The sequence below is a fragment of the Pseudescherichia sp. L3 genome (assembly GCF_024656065.1).
GTDB lineage: Bacteria > Pseudomonadota > Gammaproteobacteria > Enterobacterales > Enterobacteriaceae > Pseudescherichia.
Genome location: NZ_JANKYC010000001.1, coordinates 386,660 through 409,605, shown reverse-complemented (window position 1 = coordinate 409,605; position 22,946 = coordinate 386,660). Strand labels below are relative to the sequence as shown.

Annotated in this window: 21 protein-coding genes; 15 read left to right on the top strand and 6 right to left on the bottom strand. The window is 57.8% G+C overall.

The features are described from left to right. Positions 1-170: 170 nt before the first annotated feature. The gene (locus NR795_RS02000; protein WP_257756921.1) at positions 171-377 is read right to left on the bottom strand and encodes a YbfA family protein; all 207 of its coding nucleotides are present in this window, start codon (positions 375-377) and stop codon (positions 171-173) included. Positions 378-711: 334 nt separating this feature from the next. Between NR795_RS02000 and kdpF the strand changes: the two genes are divergently transcribed. From kdpF to speF, 7 genes are all read left to right on the top strand, one after another. Then, the gene (gene kdpF, locus NR795_RS01995) at positions 712-801 is read left to right on the top strand and encodes a K(+)-transporting ATPase subunit F (protein WP_042392117.1); all 90 of its coding nucleotides are present in this window, start codon (positions 712-714) and stop codon (positions 799-801) included. Next, complete coding sequence (gene kdpA, locus NR795_RS01990) at positions 801-2,480, top strand: potassium-transporting ATPase subunit KdpA (RefSeq protein WP_257756918.1); 1,680 nt, start codon at positions 801-803, stop codon at positions 2,478-2,480. Before kdpF ends, kdpA begins: the two co-directional genes overlap by 1 nt. Before the next feature lie 17 nt (positions 2,481-2,497). Beyond that, positions 2,498-4,546 carry a potassium-transporting ATPase subunit KdpB gene (kdpB, locus tag NR795_RS01985; protein ID WP_144813557.1) on the top strand — a complete coding sequence of 683 codons (2,049 nt, stop codon included), beginning with the start codon at positions 2,498-2,500 and terminating at the stop codon, positions 4,544-4,546. 12 nt (positions 4,547-4,558) lie between these two features. Next, positions 4,559-5,140 carry a potassium-transporting ATPase subunit KdpC gene (kdpC, locus tag NR795_RS01980; RefSeq protein ID WP_257756916.1) on the top strand — a complete coding sequence of 194 codons (582 nt, stop codon included), beginning with the start codon at positions 4,559-4,561 and terminating at the stop codon, positions 5,138-5,140. Beyond that, positions 5,137-7,824 (top strand): two-component system sensor histidine kinase KdpD, encoded by a 2,688-nt coding sequence (gene kdpD / locus NR795_RS01975; protein WP_257756914.1) that lies wholly within the window; start codon positions 5,137-5,139, stop codon positions 7,822-7,824. The genes kdpC and kdpD overlap by 4 nt, the downstream gene beginning before the upstream one ends. Beyond that, positions 7,821-8,498, top strand: coding sequence for a two-component system response regulator KdpE (gene kdpE, locus NR795_RS01970; protein ID WP_144813565.1), 678 nt, complete (start codon positions 7,821-7,823; stop codon positions 8,496-8,498). The genes kdpD and kdpE overlap by 4 nt, the downstream gene beginning before the upstream one ends. 255 nt (positions 8,499-8,753) lie before the next feature. Continuing rightward, on the top strand, positions 8,754-10,913 hold the full coding sequence (speF, locus tag NR795_RS01965) for an ornithine decarboxylase SpeF (protein WP_257756911.1): 2,160 nt from the start codon (positions 8,754-8,756) through the stop codon (positions 10,911-10,913). A gap of 57 nt (positions 10,914-10,970) precedes the next feature. On the opposite strand, the gene pgm is transcribed toward speF, so the two are convergent. Then, positions 10,971-12,611 (bottom strand): phosphoglucomutase (alpha-D-glucose-1,6-bisphosphate-dependent), encoded by a 1,641-nt coding sequence (pgm, locus tag NR795_RS01960; RefSeq protein WP_257756909.1) that lies wholly within the window; start codon positions 12,609-12,611, stop codon positions 10,971-10,973. A gap of 24 nt (positions 12,612-12,635) precedes the next feature. Beyond that, positions 12,636-13,181: a replication initiation negative regulator SeqA gene (gene seqA, locus NR795_RS01955; RefSeq protein ID WP_144813575.1), complete on the bottom strand. Its 546-nt coding sequence runs from the start codon at positions 13,179-13,181 to the stop codon at positions 12,636-12,638. 170 nt (positions 13,182-13,351) lie between these two features. Here seqA and ybfF point away from each other — a divergent pair, with 170 nt between their 5' ends. From ybfF to fur, 4 genes are all read left to right on the top strand, one after another. After that, complete coding sequence (gene ybfF, locus NR795_RS01950) at positions 13,352-14,125, top strand: esterase (protein WP_257756905.1); 774 nt, start codon at positions 13,352-13,354, stop codon at positions 14,123-14,125. 130 nt (positions 14,126-14,255) lie between these two features. After that, entirely contained in the window at positions 14,256-14,549 is a 294-nt protein-coding gene (gene ybfE, locus NR795_RS01945) for a LexA regulated protein (protein WP_257756903.1), read from the top strand. Positions 14,550-14,698: 149 nt separating this feature from the next. Next, entirely contained in the window at positions 14,699-15,229 is a 531-nt protein-coding gene (gene fldA / locus NR795_RS01940) for a flavodoxin FldA (protein ID WP_042392096.1), read from the top strand. A 291-nt stretch (positions 15,230-15,520) separates the two neighbouring features. Beyond that, a complete protein-coding gene (fur, locus tag NR795_RS01935; protein ID WP_042392094.1) occupies positions 15,521-15,979 on the top strand; it encodes a ferric iron uptake transcriptional regulator in 459 nt (152 codons plus the stop codon). 65 nt (positions 15,980-16,044) lie between these two features. On the opposite strand, the gene NR795_RS01930 is transcribed toward fur, so the two are convergent. From NR795_RS01930 to NR795_RS01920, 3 genes are read right to left on the bottom strand one after another with little or no spacing between them, the layout of a single operon-like run. Then, positions 16,045-16,827: an SDR family oxidoreductase gene (locus tag NR795_RS01930; RefSeq protein ID WP_257756902.1), complete on the bottom strand. Its 783-nt coding sequence runs from the start codon at positions 16,825-16,827 to the stop codon at positions 16,045-16,047. Between the two features lie 19 nt (positions 16,828-16,846). Then, on the bottom strand, positions 16,847-17,644 hold the full coding sequence (locus tag NR795_RS01925) for an SDR family oxidoreductase (protein ID WP_257756901.1): 798 nt from the start codon (positions 17,642-17,644) through the stop codon (positions 16,847-16,849). A gap of 21 nt (positions 17,645-17,665) precedes the next feature. Next, positions 17,666-19,171, bottom strand: a complete 1,506-nt coding sequence (locus NR795_RS01920; protein ID WP_257756900.1) for an FGGY family carbohydrate kinase — start codon at positions 19,169-19,171, stop codon at positions 17,666-17,668. Between the two features lie 326 nt (positions 19,172-19,497). Between NR795_RS01920 and NR795_RS01915 the strand changes: the two genes are divergently transcribed. The 4 genes from NR795_RS01915 to NR795_RS01900 all read left to right on the top strand — a co-directional run bounded on the left by NR795_RS01915 (position 19,498) and on the right by NR795_RS01900 (position 22,946). Continuing rightward, complete coding sequence (locus NR795_RS01915; protein ID WP_042392086.1) at positions 19,498-20,352, top strand: transketolase; 855 nt, start codon at positions 19,498-19,500, stop codon at positions 20,350-20,352. Continuing rightward, positions 20,345-21,286, top strand: coding sequence for a transketolase family protein (locus tag NR795_RS01910; RefSeq protein WP_222889890.1), 942 nt, complete (start codon positions 20,345-20,347; stop codon positions 21,284-21,286). Before NR795_RS01915 ends, NR795_RS01910 begins: the two co-directional genes overlap by 8 nt. Positions 21,287-21,353: 67 nt before the next feature. Further along, on the top strand, positions 21,354-22,289 hold the full coding sequence (locus NR795_RS01905) for a D-ribose ABC transporter substrate-binding protein (protein WP_144813598.1): 936 nt from the start codon (positions 21,354-21,356) through the stop codon (positions 22,287-22,289). A 45-nt stretch (positions 22,290-22,334) separates the two neighbouring features. Further along, positions 22,335-22,946 carry a DUF2291 family protein gene (locus tag NR795_RS01900; protein WP_257756896.1) on the top strand — a complete coding sequence of 204 codons (612 nt, stop codon included), beginning with the start codon at positions 22,335-22,337 and terminating at the stop codon, positions 22,944-22,946.

Below are 22,946 nucleotides of genomic sequence, written 5' to 3'. Positions count from 1 at the left end.
CCTTATAGACTCTCCGTAAGTGTAGCATCGTTGTCGTTTCTGGAAACGCGCGAAACGCCTGATAGCGCTACGCTTATCAGGCCTACAGCGTCTAAGGTTTTTCACATTCCACGCATAAAAAAACCGCCCCGAGAGGCGGTTGGCTTAGCTGCTGTGTGGGCTTCGCCCTTTTAGTAGAAATCGCAGGCCACTTTTTCGGCCTGATCCATCCATACCGGCTTATCGCTGGTTTTCGCCCAGACGCGGTGCAGATAGCTGTAGAAACGGGCGCGATCTTTCCAGAACAGCATAAACGGCAGCGCCGCTACACCTACCACCACGGCAAAAACGCGACGGGCAAGGATCACATGCACTGGATAATCTTGATATAGAGACATACGTTTTTCCCCCTTTTTACCCCGTCGTCCTTCACGAGGCTGGCGTGTCGGTAATGTTTACCGAAATAATCAATTTACTTCACTGGTTAAAATAGTACCGCTTTGTCTGTAATTTTACTACTCATCCGACCACTATTTTTTCACCGTTGCCGAAATATTTACCTTTGTCGCGTAGTAAAGTTACAAAATAGTTAAATTAATACTAAACATTAGTTAAATTGTGCCTTTGTGATTTTTATACTTTTTTTACACCCGCCTCGCCAATTTTTGCAAAATCTTTGCGCCGAAAATCCTACCTTCACTGCACATCCTAAGAACACCACGGAGGTGGAGTGTGAGTGCAGGCGTGATAACCGGTGTGGTACTGGTTTTCCTGTTATTGGGCTATCTGGTTTATGCCCTGATTAACGCGGAGGCCTTCTGATGGCGGCACAGGCGTTTTTACTGATAGCCAGCTTTTTACTGGTGCTGTTTCTGCTGGCGCGTCCGCTGGGGACGCTGCTGGCGAGGCTGATTGCTGACAGATCTCTGCCAGGCACCGCAGCGATTGAGCGTGGCATCTGGCGCATCACCGGCATCCAGCCGAAGGAGATGACGTGGCGTCACTATTTACTGGCGATCCTCGCCATCAACCTGCTCGGCGTGCTGGTTCTGTTTTTGATCCTGACCTTTCAGGCGCAGCTGCCGTTTAACCCGCAGCAGTTGCCTGGACTGTCGTGGCACCTGGCCCTGAATACCGCCGTGAGCTTTGTGGCGAACACTAACTGGCAATCCTACAGCGGCGAGAGCACCCTGAGCTACTTTAGCCAGATGGCCGGCCTGACGGTGCAGAACTTTCTCTCTGCTGCCAGCGGAATGGCGGTGATCTTCGCCCTGATCCGCGCCTTTTCCCGCAAAAGCGTTAATACATTGGGTAACGCCTGGGTAGATATCACCCGTATCACCCTGTGGGTACTGCTGCCCCTCGCCCTGCTGCTGGCGCTGATTTTTATCCAACAGGGGGCGCTGCAAAACCTCAACGCGTATCAGCCTTACACCTCGCTGGAGGGCGTCAAGGGTCTGCTGCCGATGGGGCCGGTCGCCTCCCAGGAGGCGATCAAGATGCTGGGGACCAACGGTGGGGGCTTCTTTAACGCCAACTCCGCACATCCGTTTGAGAACCCGACGGCGCTAACCAACTTTCTGCAGATGCTGGCCATATTCCTTATTCCTACGGCGCTCTGCTTCGCCTTCGGCGATGCGGTAGGCGATCGTCGCCAGGGCCACGCTATTCTCTGGGCGATGTCGATTATTTTTGTCATCTGTGCCGGGCTGGTGATGTGGGCCGAGCTAAACGGCAATCCGCATCTGCTGACGCTGGGGGCGGACGGCACCGCCAATATGGAGGGGAAAGAGAGCCGCTTTGGCATCCTCGCCAGCAGCCTCTTTGCGGTAGTGACAACGGCGGCCTCCTGCGGGGCGGTCAATGCGATGCATGACTCCTTTACCGCGCTGGGCGGCATGGTGCCGCTGTGGCTGATGCAGATTGGCGAAGTGGTCTTCGGCGGGGTCGGATCGGGCCTCTACGGCATGCTGCTCTTTGTGCTGCTGGCGGTGTTTATCGCCGGGCTAATGATCGGCCGCACGCCAGAGTATCTGGGGAAAAAGATCGACGTACGGGAGATGAAGATGACCGCGCTGGCGATCCTCGTTACCCCTGCGCTGGTGCTGCTCGGCACGGCGCTGGCAATGATGACCGACGCCGGACGCGCGGGCATGCTTAACCCTGGAGCCCATGGCTTTAGTGAGGTGCTGTACGCCGTTTCGTCCGCAGCCAACAACAACGGCAGCGCCTTTGCCGGCCTCAGCGCCAACACCCCGTTCTGGAACTGTCTGCTGGCGTTCTGCATGTTTGTCGGTCGCTTCGGCGTGATTGTCCCGGTCATGGCCATCGCCGGATCGCTGGTGATGAAAAAGAGCCAGCCCGTCAGCCCCGGTACGCTGCCCACCCACGGCGCGCTGTTTGTTGGTCTGCTGATCGGCACCGTGCTGCTCGTTGGCGCGCTGACCTTTATCCCCGCGCTGGCCTTAGGTCCAATCGCGGAACACCTTTCCTTACGCTAAGCCTTGCGGGAGCCTTTATGAGTCGTAAGCAACTTGCCCTGTTCGAACCCGCGCTGGTTCGCGAGGCACTATTAGCCTCTTTTGTAAAACTCAGCCCACGGGTGCAGTGGCGTAACCCGGTGATGTTTATCGTCTGGATCGGCAGCCTGCTCACTACCCTGCTGGCGATTGCCATGGCCGCAGGCTATCTCAGCGGTAGCGCGGCCTTTACCGGCGCGATTAGCCTCTGGCTGTGGTTTACCGTGCTGTTTGCCAACGTCGCCGAAGCGCTGGCCGAGGGGCGCAGCAAAGCCCAGGCCAGCAGCCTGAAAGGCGTCAACAAAACTGCTTTCGCCCGCAAACTGCGCGCACCGCAGTATGGTGCACCAACCGATCGTATCCCCGCCGCCGACCTGCGCCGGGGCGACGTGGTGCTGGTCGAAGCAGGCGATATCATCCCCTGCGACGGCGAGGCCATTGAGGGAGGCGCGTCGGTAGATGAGAGCGCCATTACCGGCGAATCCGCCCCGGTTATCCGTGAATCCGGGGGTGATTTTGCCTCGGTCACCGGCGGCACGCGCATCCTTTCTGACTGGCTGGTGATCCGCTGCAGCGTCAACCCCGGCGAGACTTTCCTCGACAGGATGATTGCCATGGTGGAAGGCGCGCAGCGACGGAAAACGCCGAACGAGATCGCGCTGACCATTCTGCTGGTGGCTCTGACGATTGTCTTCCTGCTGGCCACCGCGACCCTCTGGCCCTTCTCTGCCTGGGGTGGAACAGCGGTGAGCGTCACCGTGCTGGTAGCCCTGCTGGTGTGTCTGATCCCGACGACAATCGGGGGTCTGCTCTCTGCCATCGGCGTCGCCGGGATGAGCCGGATGCTCGGGGCGAACGTCATCGCCACCAGCGGCCGGGCGGTAGAGGCAGCGGGGGATATCGACGTACTGCTGCTGGATAAAACCGGCACCATCACTCTTGGCAACCGCCAGGCCGCTGAATTTTTACCGGCTAAGGGCGTGGACGAGCAAACCCTGGCCGATGCGGCACAGCTGGCGTCGCTGGCGGATGAGACCCCAGAGGGGCGCAGCATCGTGGTGCTGGCGAAGCAGCGGTTTAATCTGCGCGAGCGCGACGTCCAGAGCCTGAACGCCACCTTTGTCCCCTTCACCGCCCAGACGCGGATGAGCGGCATCAACATTCAGGATCGGCAGATCCGCAAGGGCTCGGTCGATGCTCTGCGCCGTCACATTGCTGCCAACGGCGGCGAGTTTCCTGCCGAGGTTGACGCCCTGGTGGAACAGGTGGCGAGCCGGGGGGCGACGCCGCTGGTGGTCGCCGAGGGCAACCGGGTGCTGGGGGTGATCCCCCTGAAGGACGTAGTTAAAGGCGGGATCAAGGCGCGCTTTGCCCAGTTGCGCAAGATGGGCATCAAAACGGTGATGATCACCGGCGATAACCGCCTGACCGCCGCCGCCATTGCCGCCGAGGCGGGGGTGGATGACTTTCTGGCCGAGGCGACGCCAGAAGCCAAGCTGGCACTGATTCGCCAGTACCAGGCCGAGGGTCGGCTGGTGGCGATGACCGGGGACGGCACCAACGATGCCCCAGCACTGGCCCAGGCCGACGTGGCGGTGGCGATGAACTCCGGTACCCAGGCAGCCAAGGAGGCGGGCAACATGGTGGATCTCGACTCCAACCCCACTAAGCTGATCGAGGTGGTCCATATTGGCAAACAGATGTTGATGACCCGTGGCTCGCTGACCACCTTTAGCATCGCCAACGACGTGGCGAAGTACTTTGCCATTATTCCTGCTGCGTTTGCGGTGACCTACCCGCCGCTTAACGCCCTGAATATTATGCACCTCCACTCTCCCAGCTCGGCGATCCTCAGCGCGGTGATTTTTAATGCGCTGATCATTATCGTCCTGATCCCGCTGGCCTTGAAAGGGGTGAGCTATACGCCGCTCTCGGCTCAGGCGATGCTGCGCCGTAATCTGTGGATCTACGGCCTGGGCGGGCTGATCGTGCCCTTTATCGGCATCAAAGCGATCGATCTGCTGTTAACGCTTTTCGGCCTGGTGTAAGAGGATCGTAACATGACTATATTTCGTCCAGCTCTTTTTCTGTTTTTGCTGTTAACGCTGATCACCGGCGGGCTCTATCCGCTGGTGACTACCCTGCTCGGCCAGGGTCTGTTTCCGGCGCAGGCCAACGGCTCGCTGATCCTGGAAGATAACCAGATCCGTGGGTCGCGCCTGATTGGCCAGGCGTTTAGCGCGCCGGGCTACTTCTCCGGCCGCCCTTCCGCTACCGCCGACGCCCCTTACAATCCGCAGGCGTCGGGGGGCAGCAACCTGGCCGGCAGTAATCCGGCGCTTGATGAGGCGATCGCTGCCCGCATCGCGGCGTTACGCGCCGCCAACCCGCAGGCTAACCCGCGCGTGCCGGTGGAACTGGTCACCGCCTCTGCCAGCGGGCTGGATTACAGTCTGTCGCCAGCGGCGGTGGCCTGGCAGATCCCGCGTGTGGCGGCGGCGCGTAACCTGTCCGCTGCGCAGGTTGCTGAGTTGGTCGCCAAACACACCCACAAACCGCTGCTGAGCTTTACCGGCGAGCCGGGAGTGAATATTGTGGAGCTAAATCTCGCCCTTGATGCGTATAAGGACACACCTAAATGACAGACGAGCCGTTGCGTCCCGATCCCGATCGCCTGCTGGAGCAGGCCAGCAGCACGCATCGCGGCAGGCTGAAGATCTTTTTCGGGGCCTGCGCGGGGGTGGGCAAAACCTTCGCTATGCTCGCCGAAGCGCAACGGCTGCGGGCGCAGGGGCTGGATATCGTGGCGGGCGTGGTTGAGACCCACGGCCGTCAGGAGACAGCGGCGATGCTGGAAAACCTGGCGATCCTACCGCTCAACGTCACTAACCATCGGGGGCGGCGTCTGGCAGAGTTCGACCTCGACGGGGCGCTGGCCCGGCGTCCGGCGCTGATCCTGATGGATGAGCTGGCCCACACCAACGCCCCCGGCTCCCGCCACCCGAAGCGCTGGCAGGATGTCGATGAGCTGCTTGAGGCGGGCATCGACGTCTTTACCACCCTTAACGTGCAGCATCTGGAGAGCCTGAACGATGTGGTGAGCGGCGTGACCGGGATCCAGGTGCGGGAGACCGTGCCGGATCCCTTTTTTGACGCCGCCGACGACGTGGTGCTGGTTGACCTGCCCCCGGACGATCTTCGTCAGCGCCTGCACGAGGGCAAGGTCTATATGGGCGGCCAGGCCGAGCGCGCTATCGAGCACTTTTTCCGCAAGGGCAACCTGATCGCCCTGCGCGAGCTGGCTCTCCGGCGCACCGCCGACCGCGTTGACTCCCAGATGCGCGCCTGGCGCGACAACGAGGGCCTGGAGAAGGTCTGGCATACCCGCGACGCCATTCTGCTCTGTATCGGTCACGGCCGGGGTAATGAGAAGCTGGTGCGTACCGCCGCGCGGCTGGCGGCGAAGCTGGGCAGCGTCTGGCATGCGGTCTACGTTGAGACACCTACCCTGCACAAGCTGCCCGCCCAGCAGCGGCGAGCCATTTTAAGCGCCCTGCGGCTGGCGCAGTCGCTGGGGGCCGAGACTGCCACCCTTGCCGATCCGGCGGAGGAGCGGGCCGTGCTGCGCTACGCTCGGGAGCATAACCTGGGCAAAATCGTTATTGGCCGCCAGGGCCAGCGCCGCTGGTGGCACCCCCCCTCTTTCGCCGAGCGCCTTGCTCGCCACGCGCCCGACCTCGATCTGCTCGTCGTTGCCGTTGAAGAGAGCGCCTCTTCTTACTCTGCGCGCGCCGTCGATGCCCGTCCGCTGATGGAGAAGTGGCGGGTACAGATCACCGGTGGTCTGGTGGCGATTGCGCTCTGCGCCCTGATCACCTTCATTGCCAGTCAGTGGCTGATCGCTTTCGACGCCGCCAACCTGGTGATGCTCTACCTGCTCGGGGTCGTGATCGTGGCTCTGCTCTACGGTCGCTGGCCGTCGGTGCTGGCGACCGTCATTAATGTCATCAGCTTCGATCTCTTTTTTATCGCTCCGCGCGGCACGCTGGCGGTCTCCGACGTCCAGTATCTGCTGACCTTTGGCGTGATGCTGACGGTGGGGCTGGTGATCGGCAACCTGACCGCCGGGGTCCGCTATCAGGCCCGCATCGCCCGCTACCGCGAGCAGCGGACCCGTCACCTGTATGAGATGTCGAAAGCGCTGGCGGTGGGCCGTAGCGAGCAGGATATCGCCCTCACCGGCGAGAGATTTATCCAGTCGACCTTTCATGCCCGCAGTCAGATCCTGCTCCCGGACGAGAGCGGTAAGCTGCGGGCGGTAACGCCTGTGCAAAGCCTAACCCCGTGGGATGAGGCCATCGCCCAGTGGAGCCTGAGCAAAGGCCTGCCCGCCGGAGCCGGCACCGATACCCTGCCCGGCGTGCCCTATCTTATACTGCCCCTGAAAAACGGGGATAAAACCCGGGGAGTGGCCATCGTCGAGCCAGCCAGCCTGCGTCAGCTGATGATCCCCGAGCAGCAGCGGCTGCTGGAGACCTTCGCCCTGCTGGTGACCAGCGCGCTGGAGCGGCTGGCATTAACCACCAGTGAACAGCACGCCAGGCTCACCAGCGAGCGGGAGAGCATTCGCCACTCGCTGCTGGCGGCGCTCTCTCACGATCTGCGTACTCCGCTCACCGTGCTGTTTGGTCAGGCGGAAATTTTGACCCTCGATCTGGCCAGCGACGGCTCAAAACATGCTCCGCAGGCCAGCGAGATCCGCCAGCAGGTGCTGAGCATGACCCGGCTGGTGAATAACCTGCTTGATATGGCGCGCATCCAGTCCGGCGGTTTCAGCCTGAAGCTGGAGTGGCTGACGCTGGAGGAGATCGTCGGTAGCGCCCTGCAGGCGTTGGATACGATCAGCGGCGGGCGTCCGGTCCAGCTGGCCCTGCCCGATCCGCTGATGCTGGTGCGGGTCGACGGCCCGCTGTTTGAGCGCGTGTTGGTCAACCTGCTGGAGAATGCCATGAAGTACGCCGGGCCTGCGGCGACCATCGGCATTAACGCCTGGCGAGAGGAGACCCAGCTTCGGCTGGAGGTGTGGGACAGCGGGCCGGGGATCCCGGCGGGGCAAGAGCAGGCCATTTTTGCTAAATTTGCCCGGGGTAACAAAGAGTCGGCTATTCCAGGCGTGGGGCTGGGGCTGGCTATCTGCGAAGCGATTGTAGAGGTTCACGGCGGCACGATCGCCGTCGTCAACCGACCCGAGGGGGGAGCATGCTTTCGTGTTACACTCCCGCAATCAGCGCCGCCAGGGCTTGACGAGTTAACCGGAGAAGCGTGATCAACATTTTAATCGTAGAGGATGAGCAGGCTATCGTTCGCTTTGTGCGCGCCGCGCTGGAGGCCGATGGCCTGCGGGTACACGAGGCGCAGACCCTACAGCGCGGCCTGCTGGAAGCGGCAACGCGTAAACCCGATGCGATTATCCTCGATCTTGGCCTGCCCGACGGTGACGGCCTCGATTTTATTCGCGATCTGCGCCAGTGGAGCCAGACGCCGATCATCGTGCTCTCGGCCCGCACCGAGGAGCAGGATAAAATCGCCGCCCTCGATGCGGGCGCGGATGACTATCTCAGCAAGCCGTTTGGCATTGGAGAGCTACAGGCGCGCCTGCGGGTCGCGCTTCGCCGCCACGGCAGCGCCAGCCAGAGCGATCCGCTGATAACCTTCTCTGATGTGCGCGTTGACCTGGCCGCCAGGCGCATTCAGCGCGGCGAGGAGGAGATCCACCTGACGCCAATCGAGTTCCGTCTGCTGGCGGTGCTGATAGGCCACCACGGTAAGGTGCTCACCCAGCGACAGCTGCTGCGCGAGGTGTGGGGCCCAAATGCGGTCGAACACAGCCACTATTTACGTATCTATATGGGCCACCTGCGGCAAAAGCTGGAAAACGATCCGGCCCGCCCGCGTCACTTTATTACCGAAACCGGAATTGGTTACCGCTTTATGCTGTAAATAGTTATTTTCTTTTTACGCTTATATTTAATTCCACAGGTTAATTCCAGCCTTTTAAATAACGGCATAATAACGCCAAATTAAATTAAAACATTCCCTGTCAGCGCTATTTTTATTGATCAATCTCACGGTGAAAATTAATTCCGCCGATAGAATGGCCCCCGACATCAGTTAGCTTCACGCTATATCCCACCCTGTAAAATCAACTCCTTATAAGAGTTGAGGGATGGCTTTTACCTAAAATAAGGACGTACTATGCAACGCTTGAAAATAGCGGCCAGCCGGGCCTGCCACGACTTTATTTCTACCCGCCGTGATATTATCGATCTGCACGGCAGTAACTTTATTGATGTTGCCGCCGCCGTGCTCTCTATTAATGATATCCATAAAGGGATGGTGGAGAAAATCGAAGAGACCGGGTTTAACATTCCCATTTTCGTAATGACCCACGAGGCAGAATGTGTTCCCGCAACCTACCTGCCCGACATCTACGGTGTCTTTCAATACGGTAACGCCAACCGTGAATATTATAGCCGTCAGCTTGAAACCGCCGCGCTGAAATATGAGCGTGGGCTGCGTCCGCCCTTTTTCAGCGCCCTCATTGACTACGTCAAGCAGGGCAACAGCGCCTTTGACTGTCCGGGCCACCAGGGCGGACAATTTTTCCGCCGCCATCCTACCGGCAGCCAGTTTGTGGATTTCTTTGGCGAAGCGCTGTTCCGGGCCGATCTCTGCAATGCTGACGTGGCGATGGGCGATCTGCTGATCCACGAGGGAGCCCCCTGCCTGGCCCAGCAGCATGCGGCCAAAGTGTTCAACGCCGATAAGACCTACTTCGTTCTCAACGGCACCTCGTCAGCTAACAAGGTGGTGCTTAATGCCCTGCTGGCACCGGGCGATCTAGTGCTGTTCGATCGCAACAACCACAAGTCTAACCACCACGGCGCGCTGCTGCAGGCGGGAGCCACGCCGGTTTATCTGGAGACGGCGCGTAATCCCTACGGCTTTATCGGTGGCATCGACGCTCACTGCTTTGAAGAGCCCTATCTGCGCGAACTGGTGGCAGAGGTCTCCCCTGAACATAACCAGCGGCAGCGCCCGTTCCGTCTGGCGGTGATCCAGCTTGGCACCTACGACGGCACCATTTACAACGCCCGTCAGGTTGTGGACACCATTGGCCACCTCTGCGATTACATCCTGTTTGACTCGGCATGGGTGGGCTATGAGCAGTTTATCCCGATGATGGCCGACTGCTCACCGCTGCTGCTGGATCTCAATGAGAACGATCCCGGCATTCTGGTTACCCAGTCGGTGCACAAGCAGCAGGCGGGTTTCTCCCAGACTTCACAGATCCACAAAAAAGATAGCCACATCAAGGGGCAGCCGCGCTACGTTCCGCACAAGCGTTTGAACAACGCTTTTATGATGCACGCCTCCACCAGCCCCTTCTATCCACTCTTTGCCGCGCTGGATGTTAACGCCCGCATGCACGAGGGTGAGAGCGGGAAAAGGATGTGGATGCGCTGCGTTGAGCAAGGCATCGAGGCCCGTAAGATGATCCTCGATCAGTGCCGATTTATCCGTCCTTTCGTGCCAACGACCGTAGACAATCGTCCGTGGGACTCTTACAAAACCGCCGAGATCGCTCGCGATCTGCGCTTCTTCCACTTCGTACCCGGCGAGAACTGGCACGCCTTTGAGGGCTATGCCCCGCACCAGTACTTTATCGATCCCTGCAAGCTGCTGCTGACCACGCCGGGAATCGATGCGGCGACCGGCGAATATGAGGAGTTTGGCGTTCCGGCGACCATTCTCGCCAACTATCTGCGTGAAAATGGCGTGGTGCCGGAGAAGTGCGATCTTAACTCCATCCTCTTCCTGCTTACGCCTGCGGAAGATATGGGCAAGCTGCAGCAGCTGGTGGCCCGGCTGGCGCAGTTTGAGACGCTGCTGGCCAGCGATGCGCCGCTGCAAGAGGTGCTGCCGTCGATCTATCATCAGCACCCGGAGCGCTACGCCGGTTATACCCTGCGTCAGCTCTGCCAGGAGATGCACGACCTCTATGCGCGCAATAACGTTAAGCAGCTGCAGAAAGAGATGTTCCGTAAAGCCTGCTTACCATCGGTGCGCATGTCGCCTCAAGAGGCCAACTACGCCTTTATTCGCGGCGAGAGCGAGCTGGTGCTGCTGAGCGAGGCCGAAGGACGGATTGCCGCCGAGGGTGCGCTTCCCTACCCGCCGGGCGTACTGTGCGTCGTGCCGGGTGAGGTGTGGGGAGGTTCCGTCTTGCGCTACTTTACCGCGCTTGAGGAGGGGATCAATCTGCTGCCAGGCTTCGCGCCGGAGCTACAGGGGGTCTACATTCAGGAGCATGAGGGGCGTAAGGCGGTGTGGTGTAACGTGATCAAGCAGTAAACATTATCCGCAAAGAGTAACGCCCGGCAGCGCGATGCCGCCGGGCGCTTAACAGCATCAGGCGTTTTTCAGCACTTCGCTAACAATCTCTACCGCTTCTTTCTCGATCAGCTTCCGGTGCTCTTCACCGAGGAAGCTTTCGCAGTAAATCTTGTAGGCATCTTCCGTACCGGACGGACGTGCGGCAAACCAGCCGTTGTCGGTCATCACCTTCAGCCCGCCGATAGAGGCGCCGTTACCCGGTGCTGCCGTCAGACGTGCCGTAATCGGATCCCCTGCCAGCTGGCTGGCGCTGACCATCTCTGGCGACAGCTTCGACAGCGCCGCTTTCTGGGCAGAGGTCGCCCCGGCCTGCAAACGATTATAGCTCGGCGCGCCAAAGCGCTCGGCCAGCTCATCGTAGTGCTGCTGCGGGTTTTTACCGGTGACGGCGGTGATTTCCGCAGCCAGCAGGCACATGATGATACCGTCTTTATCGGTGGACCACGGCGTGCCGTCAAAGCGCAGGAAGGAGGCCCCGGCGCTCTCTTCGCCGCCGAAACCAAAGCTGCCGTCGTGCAGCCCGTCAACAAACCACTTGAAGCCAACCGGCACTTCTACCAGCTTGCGGCCCAAATCGTTCACCACGCGGTCAATCATCGCGGAGGAGACTAGCGTTTTACCTACCGCTACCTCTTTGCCCCACTGCGGACGATGCTGGAACAGGTAGTTGATCGCCACTGCCAGGTAGTGGTTCGGGTTCATCAGCCCTGCCGGGGTAACGATGCCGTGACGGTCATAGTCTGGATCGTTAGCAAAGGCCAGATCGAACTTGTCGCGCAGCGCCAGCAGGCCAGCCATCGCACACTCGGAGGAGCAGTCCATACGGATCGCGCCATCTTTGTCGAGGTGCATAAAGCGGAAGGTCTGATCGACCTGATCGTTAACGATGGTCAGATCCAGCTTGTAGAATTCGGCAATGCGTTTCCAGTACTCGATACCGGAGCCGCCCAGCGGATCGACGCCCAGCTTCAGCCCGGCTTTCTGGATTGCGGCCATGTCGACGATCTCGGCCAACCCTTCGATAAACGGCTGAACCAGATCTTTCTCGGTCACGCGGCCAGAGGCCATGGCTTCGTCAAGCGTCATGCGCTTAACCCCTTCGAGACCCGCTGCCAGCAGAGCGTTGGCACGATCTTCGACGACCTTGGTCACATTGGTGTCGGCTGGCCCCCCGTTAGGTGGATTATATTTGATGCCGCCATCTTCCGGCGGGTTGTGCGAAGGGGTAATGACGATGCCGTCAGCCTGCGCGCCACCCTGCTTGTTGTGCTCGAGGATAGCATTCGATACCGCAGGCGTTGGCGTATAGCCGTTGTTCTCCTGCACGATGATATCGACGCCGTTGGCAGCCAGCACTTCCAGCACGGAGATAAACGCCGGCTCGGAGAGCGCGTGAGTATCCTTACCGACATAGCACGGCCCGGTGATGCCGTTTTTAGCGCGCTCTTCAGCAATCGCCTGCGCAATAGCCAAAATGTGCGGTTCGTTGAAGCTATGGCGTACCGAACTGCCGCGGTGGCCGGAGGTGCCAAATTTTACCGCATGTTCGCTATTGCCCACTTCCGGCTTCAGCACGTAGTACTGCGCGGTAAGCTGAGCGACGTTAATCAGATCGCCCTGTTGTGCAGGCTGTCCTGCGCGTTCATGATTTGCCATTGCCTGATCCTTCTTATGCAAGGGTTAGATTGTGCCGCAAACCTTATCAATCAGCTCCACCGGGAACTGCATCGACTGCATGATATGCTCCACCATGCTGCGTTTGCGGTCCGTATTCGTATTCGTGATCACCCAGTATGGCGTATTTGCCAGGTGCTTAGGTTTGGTCTGCGCCCCGTTTTGCAGCAGCGTCTGCTGATCGCCGGCAAAGTAAACACGGGTACGGCCGTGCAGGGACTCCGTCGCCTCGGCAAACGCTTTCTCATCCAATGAATAGAGTGTAGACAGCACCAGCATGAAGCGGTTAACCGCTTTTCTCTGTTCTGCATATTCATCAGACAGCAGCAGCTCGCGCATGGCACGGACTTTGTCTTTCACAGGATTAGCCGGCTTCACCTCGGCTGGGGCGTTGACAATGACGGCCTCTTTCGGGGCGGTGGCCGCTGGCCTGCTGCCGTTGGCGGTAAACTTCAGCATCCGGCGTAAAATCTCGGATGCGCTCTCGCCGATGTGTTTGGTGTGGCTAGCAATATAGCTGTAAAGCTCATCATCAACTTCGATCGTTTTCATTTTAATCCAGTGGAGTATCTTATCTGAATACAAGCTGTTGGGATTATAGGCGAAATCTCAACAACGGTTAACGTCAGGCAAAAGTCGGTTCGCGTCGACCCCTTGCAGCCAGGCGGTAGAATGGTCAACATAATACCCTAACCCGACAGAGCGAAAAAAAGAACTTTGCCATGAAATTGAATACCCGAGCGCAATCTGCACAACATCCGCACAACAATTCTCCCATCGTCCTGGTCCACGGTCTGTTTGGCAGCCTGGACAACCTCGGCGTGCTGGCGCGCGATCTGGTAAACGATCACGATATCATTCAGGTTGATATGCGCAACCATGGTCTCTCTCCCCGCTCGCCGGAGATGAACTACCCGGCCATGGCGCAGGATCTGCTGGATACGCTCGACGCACAGGGCCTGGAGAAGGCGACGTTTATCGGCCACTCTATGGGCGGCAAGGCGGTCATGGCGCTTACCGCGCTCGCCCCTGAACGCATTGACCAGCTGGTCGCCATTGATATTGCCCCCGTTGCCTATCAGGTACGCCGCCACGACGACATTTTTGCCGCTATCAACGCGGTGACGGCTGCCGGGGCCACCAGCCGCCAGCAGGCCGCCGCCCTGATGCGCCAGACGCTGCACGAAGAGGGCGTTATTCAGTTTCTTCTGAAATCGTTTATCGACGGCGAATGGCGCTTCAACGTGCCGGCGCTGTGGGATCGCTACGAAGAGATTATTGGCTGGCAGACCGTGCCCGCCTGGGATCGCCCGGCGCTGTTTGTGCGCGGCGGCCAGTCGCCCTACGTCACCGAGGTGCATCGCGATGCGCTGCTTGCTCAGTTCCCGCAGGCACGGGCGCACGTGATTGCCGGTGCTGGCCACTGGGTACACGCTGAAAAGCCCGAGGCAGTGCTGCGGGCGATCCGCCGCTATCTGGCGCACGATGCAGGCTGATTAAAAACCCGGCGACCGGACGCGGCAAGGCTTACGGTCGTTGGCGTCCCTGCTCTGCTGATGTATGATGGCGCGCTAATCGCGCAGGGATACCCTGGCAGCCTGTTTTCCCTCGACGTCACCCTAAATCATGGCAAAAGAACAAACGGACCGTACGACACTAGATCTGTTCGCGAACGAGCGTCGCCCGGGACGACCGAAAACGAATCCGCTTTCGCGTGACGAACAGCTACGCATCAATAAGCGCAACCAGCTTAAACGCGATAAAGTTCGTGGGCTTAAGCGCGTCGAGCTGAAGATGAACGCCGACGCCGTTGAGGCGCTCAACGCGCTGGCCGATGCCCGGCAGATGAGCCGTAGCGAACTGATCGAAGAGCTGCTGCTTACCCAGCTCAAGGCCCTGCACTGCCAGGGCGACGTCTGAAAAACACATCAAATCACACTTTCATGTAGCACAGAGTGCAGTCTGGGCGATTACGAATTTCGCGTACGCCGCTGTTCTGCTATTATTGCCCTTATCCGTGGGCCGTGCTCCACCACCATATCATTAAGTTTCAAGAGGTTATTTTACTCATGGCAATTACAGGTATTTTTTTCGGTAGCGACACCGGTAACACCGAAAATATCGCAAAGATGATCCAAAAGCAGCTTGGTCCAGACGTTGCTGACGTGCATGACATTGCCAAGAGCAGCAAAGAAGATCTGGAAGGCTATGATATCCTGCTGCTGGGCATCCCAACCTGGTACTATGGTGAAGCGCAGTGCGACTGGGATGACTTCTTCCCAACGCTGGAAGAGGTAGACTTCAACGGTAAGCTGGTGGCGCTGTTCGGCTGTGGCGACCAGGAAGATTACGCAGAGTACTTCTGTGATGCCCTCGGCACCATTCGTGATATCATTGAACCCAACGGGGCGACTATCGTCGGCCACTGGCCAACCGCCGGTTACCACTTCGAAGCGTCTAAAGGCCTGGCCGATGACGATCACTTCGTGGGTCTCGCCATTGATGAAGACCGCCAGCCGGAACTGACCGCCGAGCGCGTTGAGAAGTGGGTGAAGCAGATCTCTGAAGAGCTGCACCTGGACGAGATCGTTAACGCCTGATGATAGACGGCGCAGCCTATGTGCTGCGCTGCTATTGATAGATAAAAGCAATAGAAATAATTGCTACAAATTTTTAACTTTCGCGTACATACCTGTACAATATCCCCTGGTCAAACGGGTTGCACAACGATAGTTTGTTGGCGAGGCCACGTTTTTATACGCATACTTTACTTGAGGACTTGTAGTTTTCATTAAGAAGTGGCAATTCTATAATGAGACGCATTTACTCAAGGTCATTCTCATTAACTTCCGCCTCGGAAGTGAATCGATTAGCAACAGGACAGACTCCGCATGACTGACAATAACACCGCATTAAAGAAGGCCGGCTTGAAAGTCACGCTTCCTCGTTTAAAAATTCTGGAAGTGCTTCAGGGACCGGATAACCATCATGTCAGTGCGGAAGACTTATACAAGCGACTGATCGACATGGGCGAGGAAATTGGTCTGGCTACCGTGTATCGTGTGCTTAACCAGTTTGATGATGCCGGGATTGTCACCCGTCATAACTTTGAGGGCGGCAAGTCCGTTTTCGAACTGACCCAGCAGCATCACCACGATCATCTGATCTGCCTCGACTGCGGCAAGGTGATCGAGTTTAGCGATGATTCTATCGAAGCTCGCCAGCGTGAAATCGCTACGAAGCACGGCATCCGCCTGACGAACCACAGCCTCTATCTTTACGGTCACTGCGCCGAAGGCGACTGCCGTGAAAATGAACACGCGCATGAGACCACGCCGCGTAAGCTGTAATTGATACGGTAACGAAAAAGGGTCACCTCAGGGTGACCCTTTTTTTATCTATGGCCTGCCGTTTGTTACCAGCAAACAAACCCGCCATCGACCAGCAGATCCACACCGGTGCAGAACGACGAGGCATCCGCAGCAAGGAAAATCGCCGGGCCAGCCATCTCCTCAACTTTTGCCATACGCTGCATAGGCGTCTGGCTCTCAAACGATTTTGTCTGGTGCACCATCTCTGGACGGGTATTCATCGGGGTCGCGGTGTAGCCTGGGCTAATTGTGTTAACGCGGATATTTTTCTCCGCCCACTCCATCGCCAGGCTTTTGCTTAAGTGGATCACCCCTGCCTTCGAGCAGTTATAATGGGCCTGCTCCAGCCCCCGGTTAACAATCACGCCGGACATAGAGGCGATATTGATGATCGAGCCGCCGCCGCTCTCCAGCATCAGCTCGGCCTCGGCTTTACAGCTGTTCCAGACGCCGGTCAGGTTGATATCGATAACCCGCTGCCACTGGTCTGGCTCCATCTCCAGCGCCGGATTAGCGTTGGCAATCCCGGCGGCGTTGAGCGCTACATCAAGACGACCAAACCGCGTCTTCACCTCCGCGATAGCAGCGCGCAGGTGCGCAATGTCGCGTACGTCGCCGGTATAGGCAAAGGCGCTGCCGCCCATCTCCTGAATCGTGTTTACGGTTTCCAGCAGGCCGCCATCCTCGCGTAGATCGAAGCAGGCCACCTTCGCCCCCGCGCTGGCAAAGCCGTAAGCAATCATTTGACCAATACCGCTGCCTGCCCCGGTGACAAACGCGACGCGATCGCTTAAATCAAACAGTCTTTGGGAAAAGTGTTTATCCATGGTTTCACTCCAAAATGTGTTACGACATGATCAAGCCGCCATCAACGTTGATGGTTTGCCCCGTAATGTAGGCCGCATCCTCGGACGCCAGAAATGCCACCAGCCCGGCAACGTCGGCAGGTTTGCCCGCCCGCTTGAGGGGGATCCCCTGCACCCATTCCTCCATAAGCTCGCCTTTTTTATACTGCTTCTCTGGCGTGCTCAGGATCTCGCCCCACACGCGGTCGTTGTAGTCCCACATGTTGGTCTCGATGATCCCAGGGCAGAACGCGTTCACCGTAATGTTGTGCTGGGCCAGCTCTAGCGCGAGGCTTTGGGTAATGCCAATTACGCCCATTTTGCTGGCCGCGTAGTGCGGGGTGTAGATAAAGCCAACCCGGCCCTGGCCGGAAGAGGTGTTGATCAGACGCCCACTCTGCTGCTTGACCATATACTTTGCCGCCTCGCGGCAGCATAGCCATACGCCGGTGGTGTTCACGCTGAGTACGTTATCGAACTCCTGACGCGTCATTTTATCGAAGCGGTCAATGGTGATAATGCCGGCGTTTTGGATAGAGACATCAATGCTGCCAAAGGTACGATGCGCGAGGCGGTAGAGCTCGGTGACCTGCTCTTCATTGGTGACGTCGGCGACGAAGGAGATAATATTTTCATGGTACTCCTCTCTCAATCGCTCGGCGGTCTCTGTCACCTCAGCCGAGTAGTCCGACAGCACCAGATTTGCGCCCGCATCGGCAAATTTTCTGGCGATGCCCTCGCCGATGCCTTTGGCAGCCCCGGTAATGACAACCGTTTTATTTTCGAATACATAGCCCATACTTCTCTCCTCACCCGCTATTCAAAATTTGTGTAGGGTTCTTTCGACGGCCTGTTGCCACTCCCGCCAGCGTTTTTGTAAACGGCCATGACGCTCCATGTTGGGGCGAAATTCACTGTGCGGGTAAAGGTACTGTTTGAGCTCATCGAGTGAGAGTTGCCCCACGGCTTTGCGCGCTAAGAGTGCCGCACCGATTGCAGAGAGTTCAGGCACGTCGCTGCGCATAACCGGGCAACCCAGCAGGTCTGACTGATACTGCATCAGCCAGTCATTTTTGGTTGGCCCACCATCGACCATCAACGCGGTCAGCGTAAAGTCGTTGTGCTGCCGCATCGCCGTGACCACGTCGGCGATCTGGTAGGTAATGGCCTCCAGCGCAGCCCGAATCAGGTGCGCGCGTTTTACGCCCCGGCTCAGGCCGCAGATCACCCCGCGGGCATTTTCATCCCACCAGGGCGCACCTAATCCCGTTAGCGCCGGAACAAAATAGACGCCCAGCGTTGACTCCACCGAGGCCGGCAGTGAATTCAGCTCTGCTGCCAGCTCGGCCTCGGGGAGTTCGCTCAGGCCCGTGCTGTCAGCCATCCACGCGACGCCGTCTCCGGTATGGGGGATGTTGCCCTCCAGGCCGTAGATCAGCTGTTCGCCATCGTGCCAGGCAAGGGTGGTTGCCAGAGAGTGGATGTTGCACTGGGCCGAGGTCACCGGCGCCATAACCGATGAGCCCGTACCGTAGGTGGCCTTGACGCAGCCCGCCTCCCCCAGCGCATGGCCGAATAGCGCGGCGTGCGAGTCTCCCACCATCGACATGATCGGAATGCCGTCTGGAATGCCCACCACGTTTTTGGTGTAGCCGAAAAGGCCGCTGGAGGGTTTGATCGTCGGCAGCGCGGCGGCCGGGATCTGGAAGATATCCAGCATCTCTGGACTCCAGCGTCCGCTTTGCAGATCAAGGAGCTGAGTACGGGCGGCGTTTGAGTAGTCGCAATAGAAGCTTTCACCCGCGGTCAGATTCCAGAGCAGCCAGCTGTCGATAGTACCCAGACAAATGTCACCGTTAGCCGCCAGCGCCTGGCCGTTTGGCGTCGACTCAATGAGCCAGCGCATCTTGGAGGCGGAGAAAAGCGGCGCGACCGGCAGACCGGTGACGGCTTTAATCGTCTGCTCTTTATTATCGCGCCGCAACGCTTCGCAAAAATCCGCCGTGCGCGAGCATTGCCAGCTGATGGCCGCATGCAGCGGCGTGCCGTTGCTGCGGTACCAGCCTATCGTCGTCTCACGCTGGTTGCTGATGGCCAGCGCCACCACGTTTTCAGCGCCGACCGCCTCAATCGCTTGCGCGAGCACCTTCACCGAGGCCTCCATCAGCGCCGAGCCTGACTGTTCCACCCACCCCTCGCGAGGCGTCTGGATTGAGAGCGGCTGGTTGAATTTAACGAGCGCTTTGCCTGCTGCGTCCAGGGCTACGGCCTTGGCGTTGGTCGTGCCCTCGTCGAGAGCAATAATAATATTTTTGTGCGAAGACATAGGGTTCTCCGGAAGTGAGGCCTTCCATGAATATATATTCAACACTGATTATTTATTTTGTAAACGATAGCGAGGATTGCTTTCCGCATCTACAGGCAAACGCAGCAAATGTGTAGGTCATCACAAATCACTCATTCACTCTGGACAACTCAACAACAGAGGCGCTAGTATTAATGAATATAAAGTCATACGTGAATATATATTCTGAACACTCAGAGAGCCTATTCACTCACGGTCAGGGAAACCTGGAGCAACAGCCAGGATTCCATTTTTTTGAACCAACCTGAATATATATTCAGTGTCGCATATTAATTCGGAGGAGCTCGATGAATCCGTTCTTACTTTCTGTACCCGAACTTGAAAACAAAGCCCGTGCGGTGCGCCGTCACATCATCTCCCTGAATGCCAACAGCCCCGCTGGCGGCCATACCGGGGCCGATCTCTCGCAGGTAGAGCTGTTAACGGCGCTCTATTTTCGCGTACTGGACTGCGCTGCTAACCGCCAGGATGATGAGGAGCGTGATATCTACATCCAGTCCAAAGGCCACGCCGTAGGTTGCTACTACTGCGTTCTCGCCGAGGCGGGCTATTTTCCGGTGGAGTGGCTTGCCACCTACCAGCACGCCAACTCTCATCTGCCAGGACATCCGGTTAAGCAGAAGACCCCAGGGATTGAGCTCAATACTGGTGCGCTGGGGCATGGTTTCCCGGTGGCCGTTGGTCTGGCACTCGCGGCCAAGCGCAGCAATAGCAAACGCCGTATTTTCCTGATCACCGGCGACGGTGAACTGGCAGAAGGCAGCAACTGGGAAGCCGCCATGGTAGCCGCCCATTACAAGCTGGATAACCTAGTCATTATCAATGACAAAAATGGCCTGCAGCTGGCGGGGGCCACCAAAGACATTATGTGTACCGATCCGCTGGACGAAAAATGGCGCGCTTTTGGTATGGAAGTGACCGAATGCGAGGGCAACGATATGGCTTCCGTGGTCAATGCGCTGGAGAACCTTCCCCAGACTGGCAAACCGAACGTCATTATCGCCCATACCACCAAGGGTGCAGGCGTCTCCTTTATCGCTGGCAAGCCAGAATGGCACCACCGCGTTCCGAAGGGTGACGAAATCGGGCTGGCAATGAGCGAACTGAACGATCTGATCGAAGAGGGCATGAAAAGTGAGTAATTCAGAACATCTTGCAAACGTGATGGTTGAAGCTTTCATTGATGCGGTTGAGAGAGGCGTCGATCTGGTTCCCGTCGTAGCCGACTCGACCTCGACCGCCAAGATCTCCCCCTTCATAAAACAGTACCCGGATCGGATCGTTAACGTCGGGATCGCCGAGCAGACCCTGGTGGGCGCAGCCGCCGGGCTGGCGCTGGGCGGAAAAATCGCCGTAACCTGTAACGCCGCGCCGTTTCTCGTTTCGCGTGCCAACGAGCAGGTTAAAGTTGATATCTGTTACAACAACACTAACGTGAAGCTGTTTGGCCTCAACGCCGGAGCCAGCTATGGGCCGCTGGCCAGTACCCACCACGCCATTGATGATATCTCCGTGATGCGCGGCTTCGGTAATATCCAGATCTTTGCCCCCTCCTCCCCGCTGGAGTGCCGCCAGATTATTGAGTACGCGCTTGAGCATGTCGGCCCGGTCTATATCCGTATGGACGGTAAAGCGCTACCCGAGCTGCACGATGAAAGTTACACCTTCGTACCCGGTGCGATAGATGTGCTGCGCGAAGGCAATGACATCGCGCTGGTCGCCATGGGCTCTACCGTTCACGAAGCCGTTGATGCCGCCGAACAGCTGGCGGAACAGGGCATTTCTGCAAGGGTCATCAACGTCCCTTCAATTCGCCCCTTAGATCGCGACGCGCTGTTCGCCGCGTTACAAAGCGTCAAACATATTATCAGCGTTGAAGAGCACAACGTGAATGGCGGCGTGGGTAGCCTTGTCGCGGAGGTTCTGGCAGAGAACGGCCATGGTGCGGTGCTTAAACGTTTGGGCATTCCTGACGGTGACTATGCCATCGCCGCCGATCGCAAAGATATGCGGGCATATCATGGCCTTGATGTAGCCGGGATCGTGAATCAGACCCTGGCCCTGATTAATAAATAAATAGTTAATAAATAGCGTTACCCCTACACCTGTTGAACCACTACATAACATTTAGAGAGAACATCTTATGAAAGCGAAATTACTGTTTTTAGGTGTGGCAGCAGCCTGTGCATTTTCGGTGAATGCGTTTGCCGCTGAAAAAGGCACCATCATGATTATGGTCAACTCGCTGGATAACCCCTACTACGCCGCAGAGGCAAAAGGGGCCGATCAGAAAGCGAAAGAGCTGGGCTACACCACCAGCGTGCTGTCGCACGGCGAAGATGTTAAAAAACAGAGCGAGCTTATCGACGCCGCGATCGGTAAAAAAGTTCAGGGCATTATTCTGGATAACGCCGACTCAACCGCCAGCGTGGCGGCCATTCAAAAAGCCAAAGACGCGGGTATTCCCGTGGTGTTAATCAACCGTGAAATCCCGGTTGATAACATTGCCCTCGAACAGATCACGCATAACAACTTCCAGGCAGGCTCTGACGTGGCTAACGTCTTCGTCGAAAAAATGGAAGAGGCAGGCAAATACGCCGAGCTGACCTGTAACCTGGCCGACAACAACTGCGTGACGCGCTCGAAATCTTTCCATCAGGTGCTGGATCAGTATCCGGATATGCAGAGCGTCGCGAGACAGGATGCGAAAGGCACGCTGATTGACGGCAAGCGCATTATGGACAGCATCCTGCAGGCGCACCCGGACGTGAAAGGCGTTATCTGCGGTAACGGCCCTGTCGCGCTGGGCGCAATTGCCGCGCTGAAATCCGCTGGCCGCGATGATGTGATTGTCGTCGGCATCGACGGCAGCAACGACGAGCGCGAAGCCGTTAAAGCGGGCACCCTGAAAGCCACGGTGATGCTGCAGGCCCAGGCCATTGCCGCCCAGGGCGTTACCGATCTGGATAATTTCATCCAAAAAGGCACCAAGCCTGAGAAACAGCGCGTGATGTTCCGCGGCATTCTGATTACCCCCGACAACGCCTCCGGAGTGCAAGACTTCAATTTCAAATCCTGATGACACGTTGCAGCGCCCGCTTCGGCGGGCGCAAAGGAGGACATAATGCACAGAAAACTTGCGCTGGTAGCGATCGTTTTAGCGCTTGGCGGTTGCCGCATCGTATCGCAGAAAGAGTTGGCCGATCTTAAACATCCCCCCAATCCACAAATGGCCAATATTCAGCAAACCTGGCAGCAAAAGATTGTGCCGCAGTATGTGCGTGAGGCGAAGCCTGTCGCTGAGTTACTGAAAACCTTGCAGGGTGAAAAGAGCTTTGATGAGGCCTGTAACAAAGACGGCTACCGCAGCCAGAGCGAAAACCCCTGCGTCTTTAGCGTTCGTATCAGCGGGGAAGTGATCAAGGTGAATACAAAATCCCGCAGCGGGAAGATGACGGTACGCGATGAGCAAGGCGGCGACATCGTGGTGCAGATGGGCCCTATTATTCGCGGTACCAGCTTACGGGACGGGTATAAAGGCGCGAGCTACCAGGACTTTAACGACCAGGTGCTGTACGGCGACTATGGCAAAGCGATTAATCAGCAAGCGTCGACGATGATCATCAACTTTAAGCCCGTCGTCGGAGATAAGGTCACTGTTTCCGGGGTATTTGCCGCCTGGGATATTCCACAAACCATCCCGGATGTTACCGCGGCACATATCGTACGGCAGTGA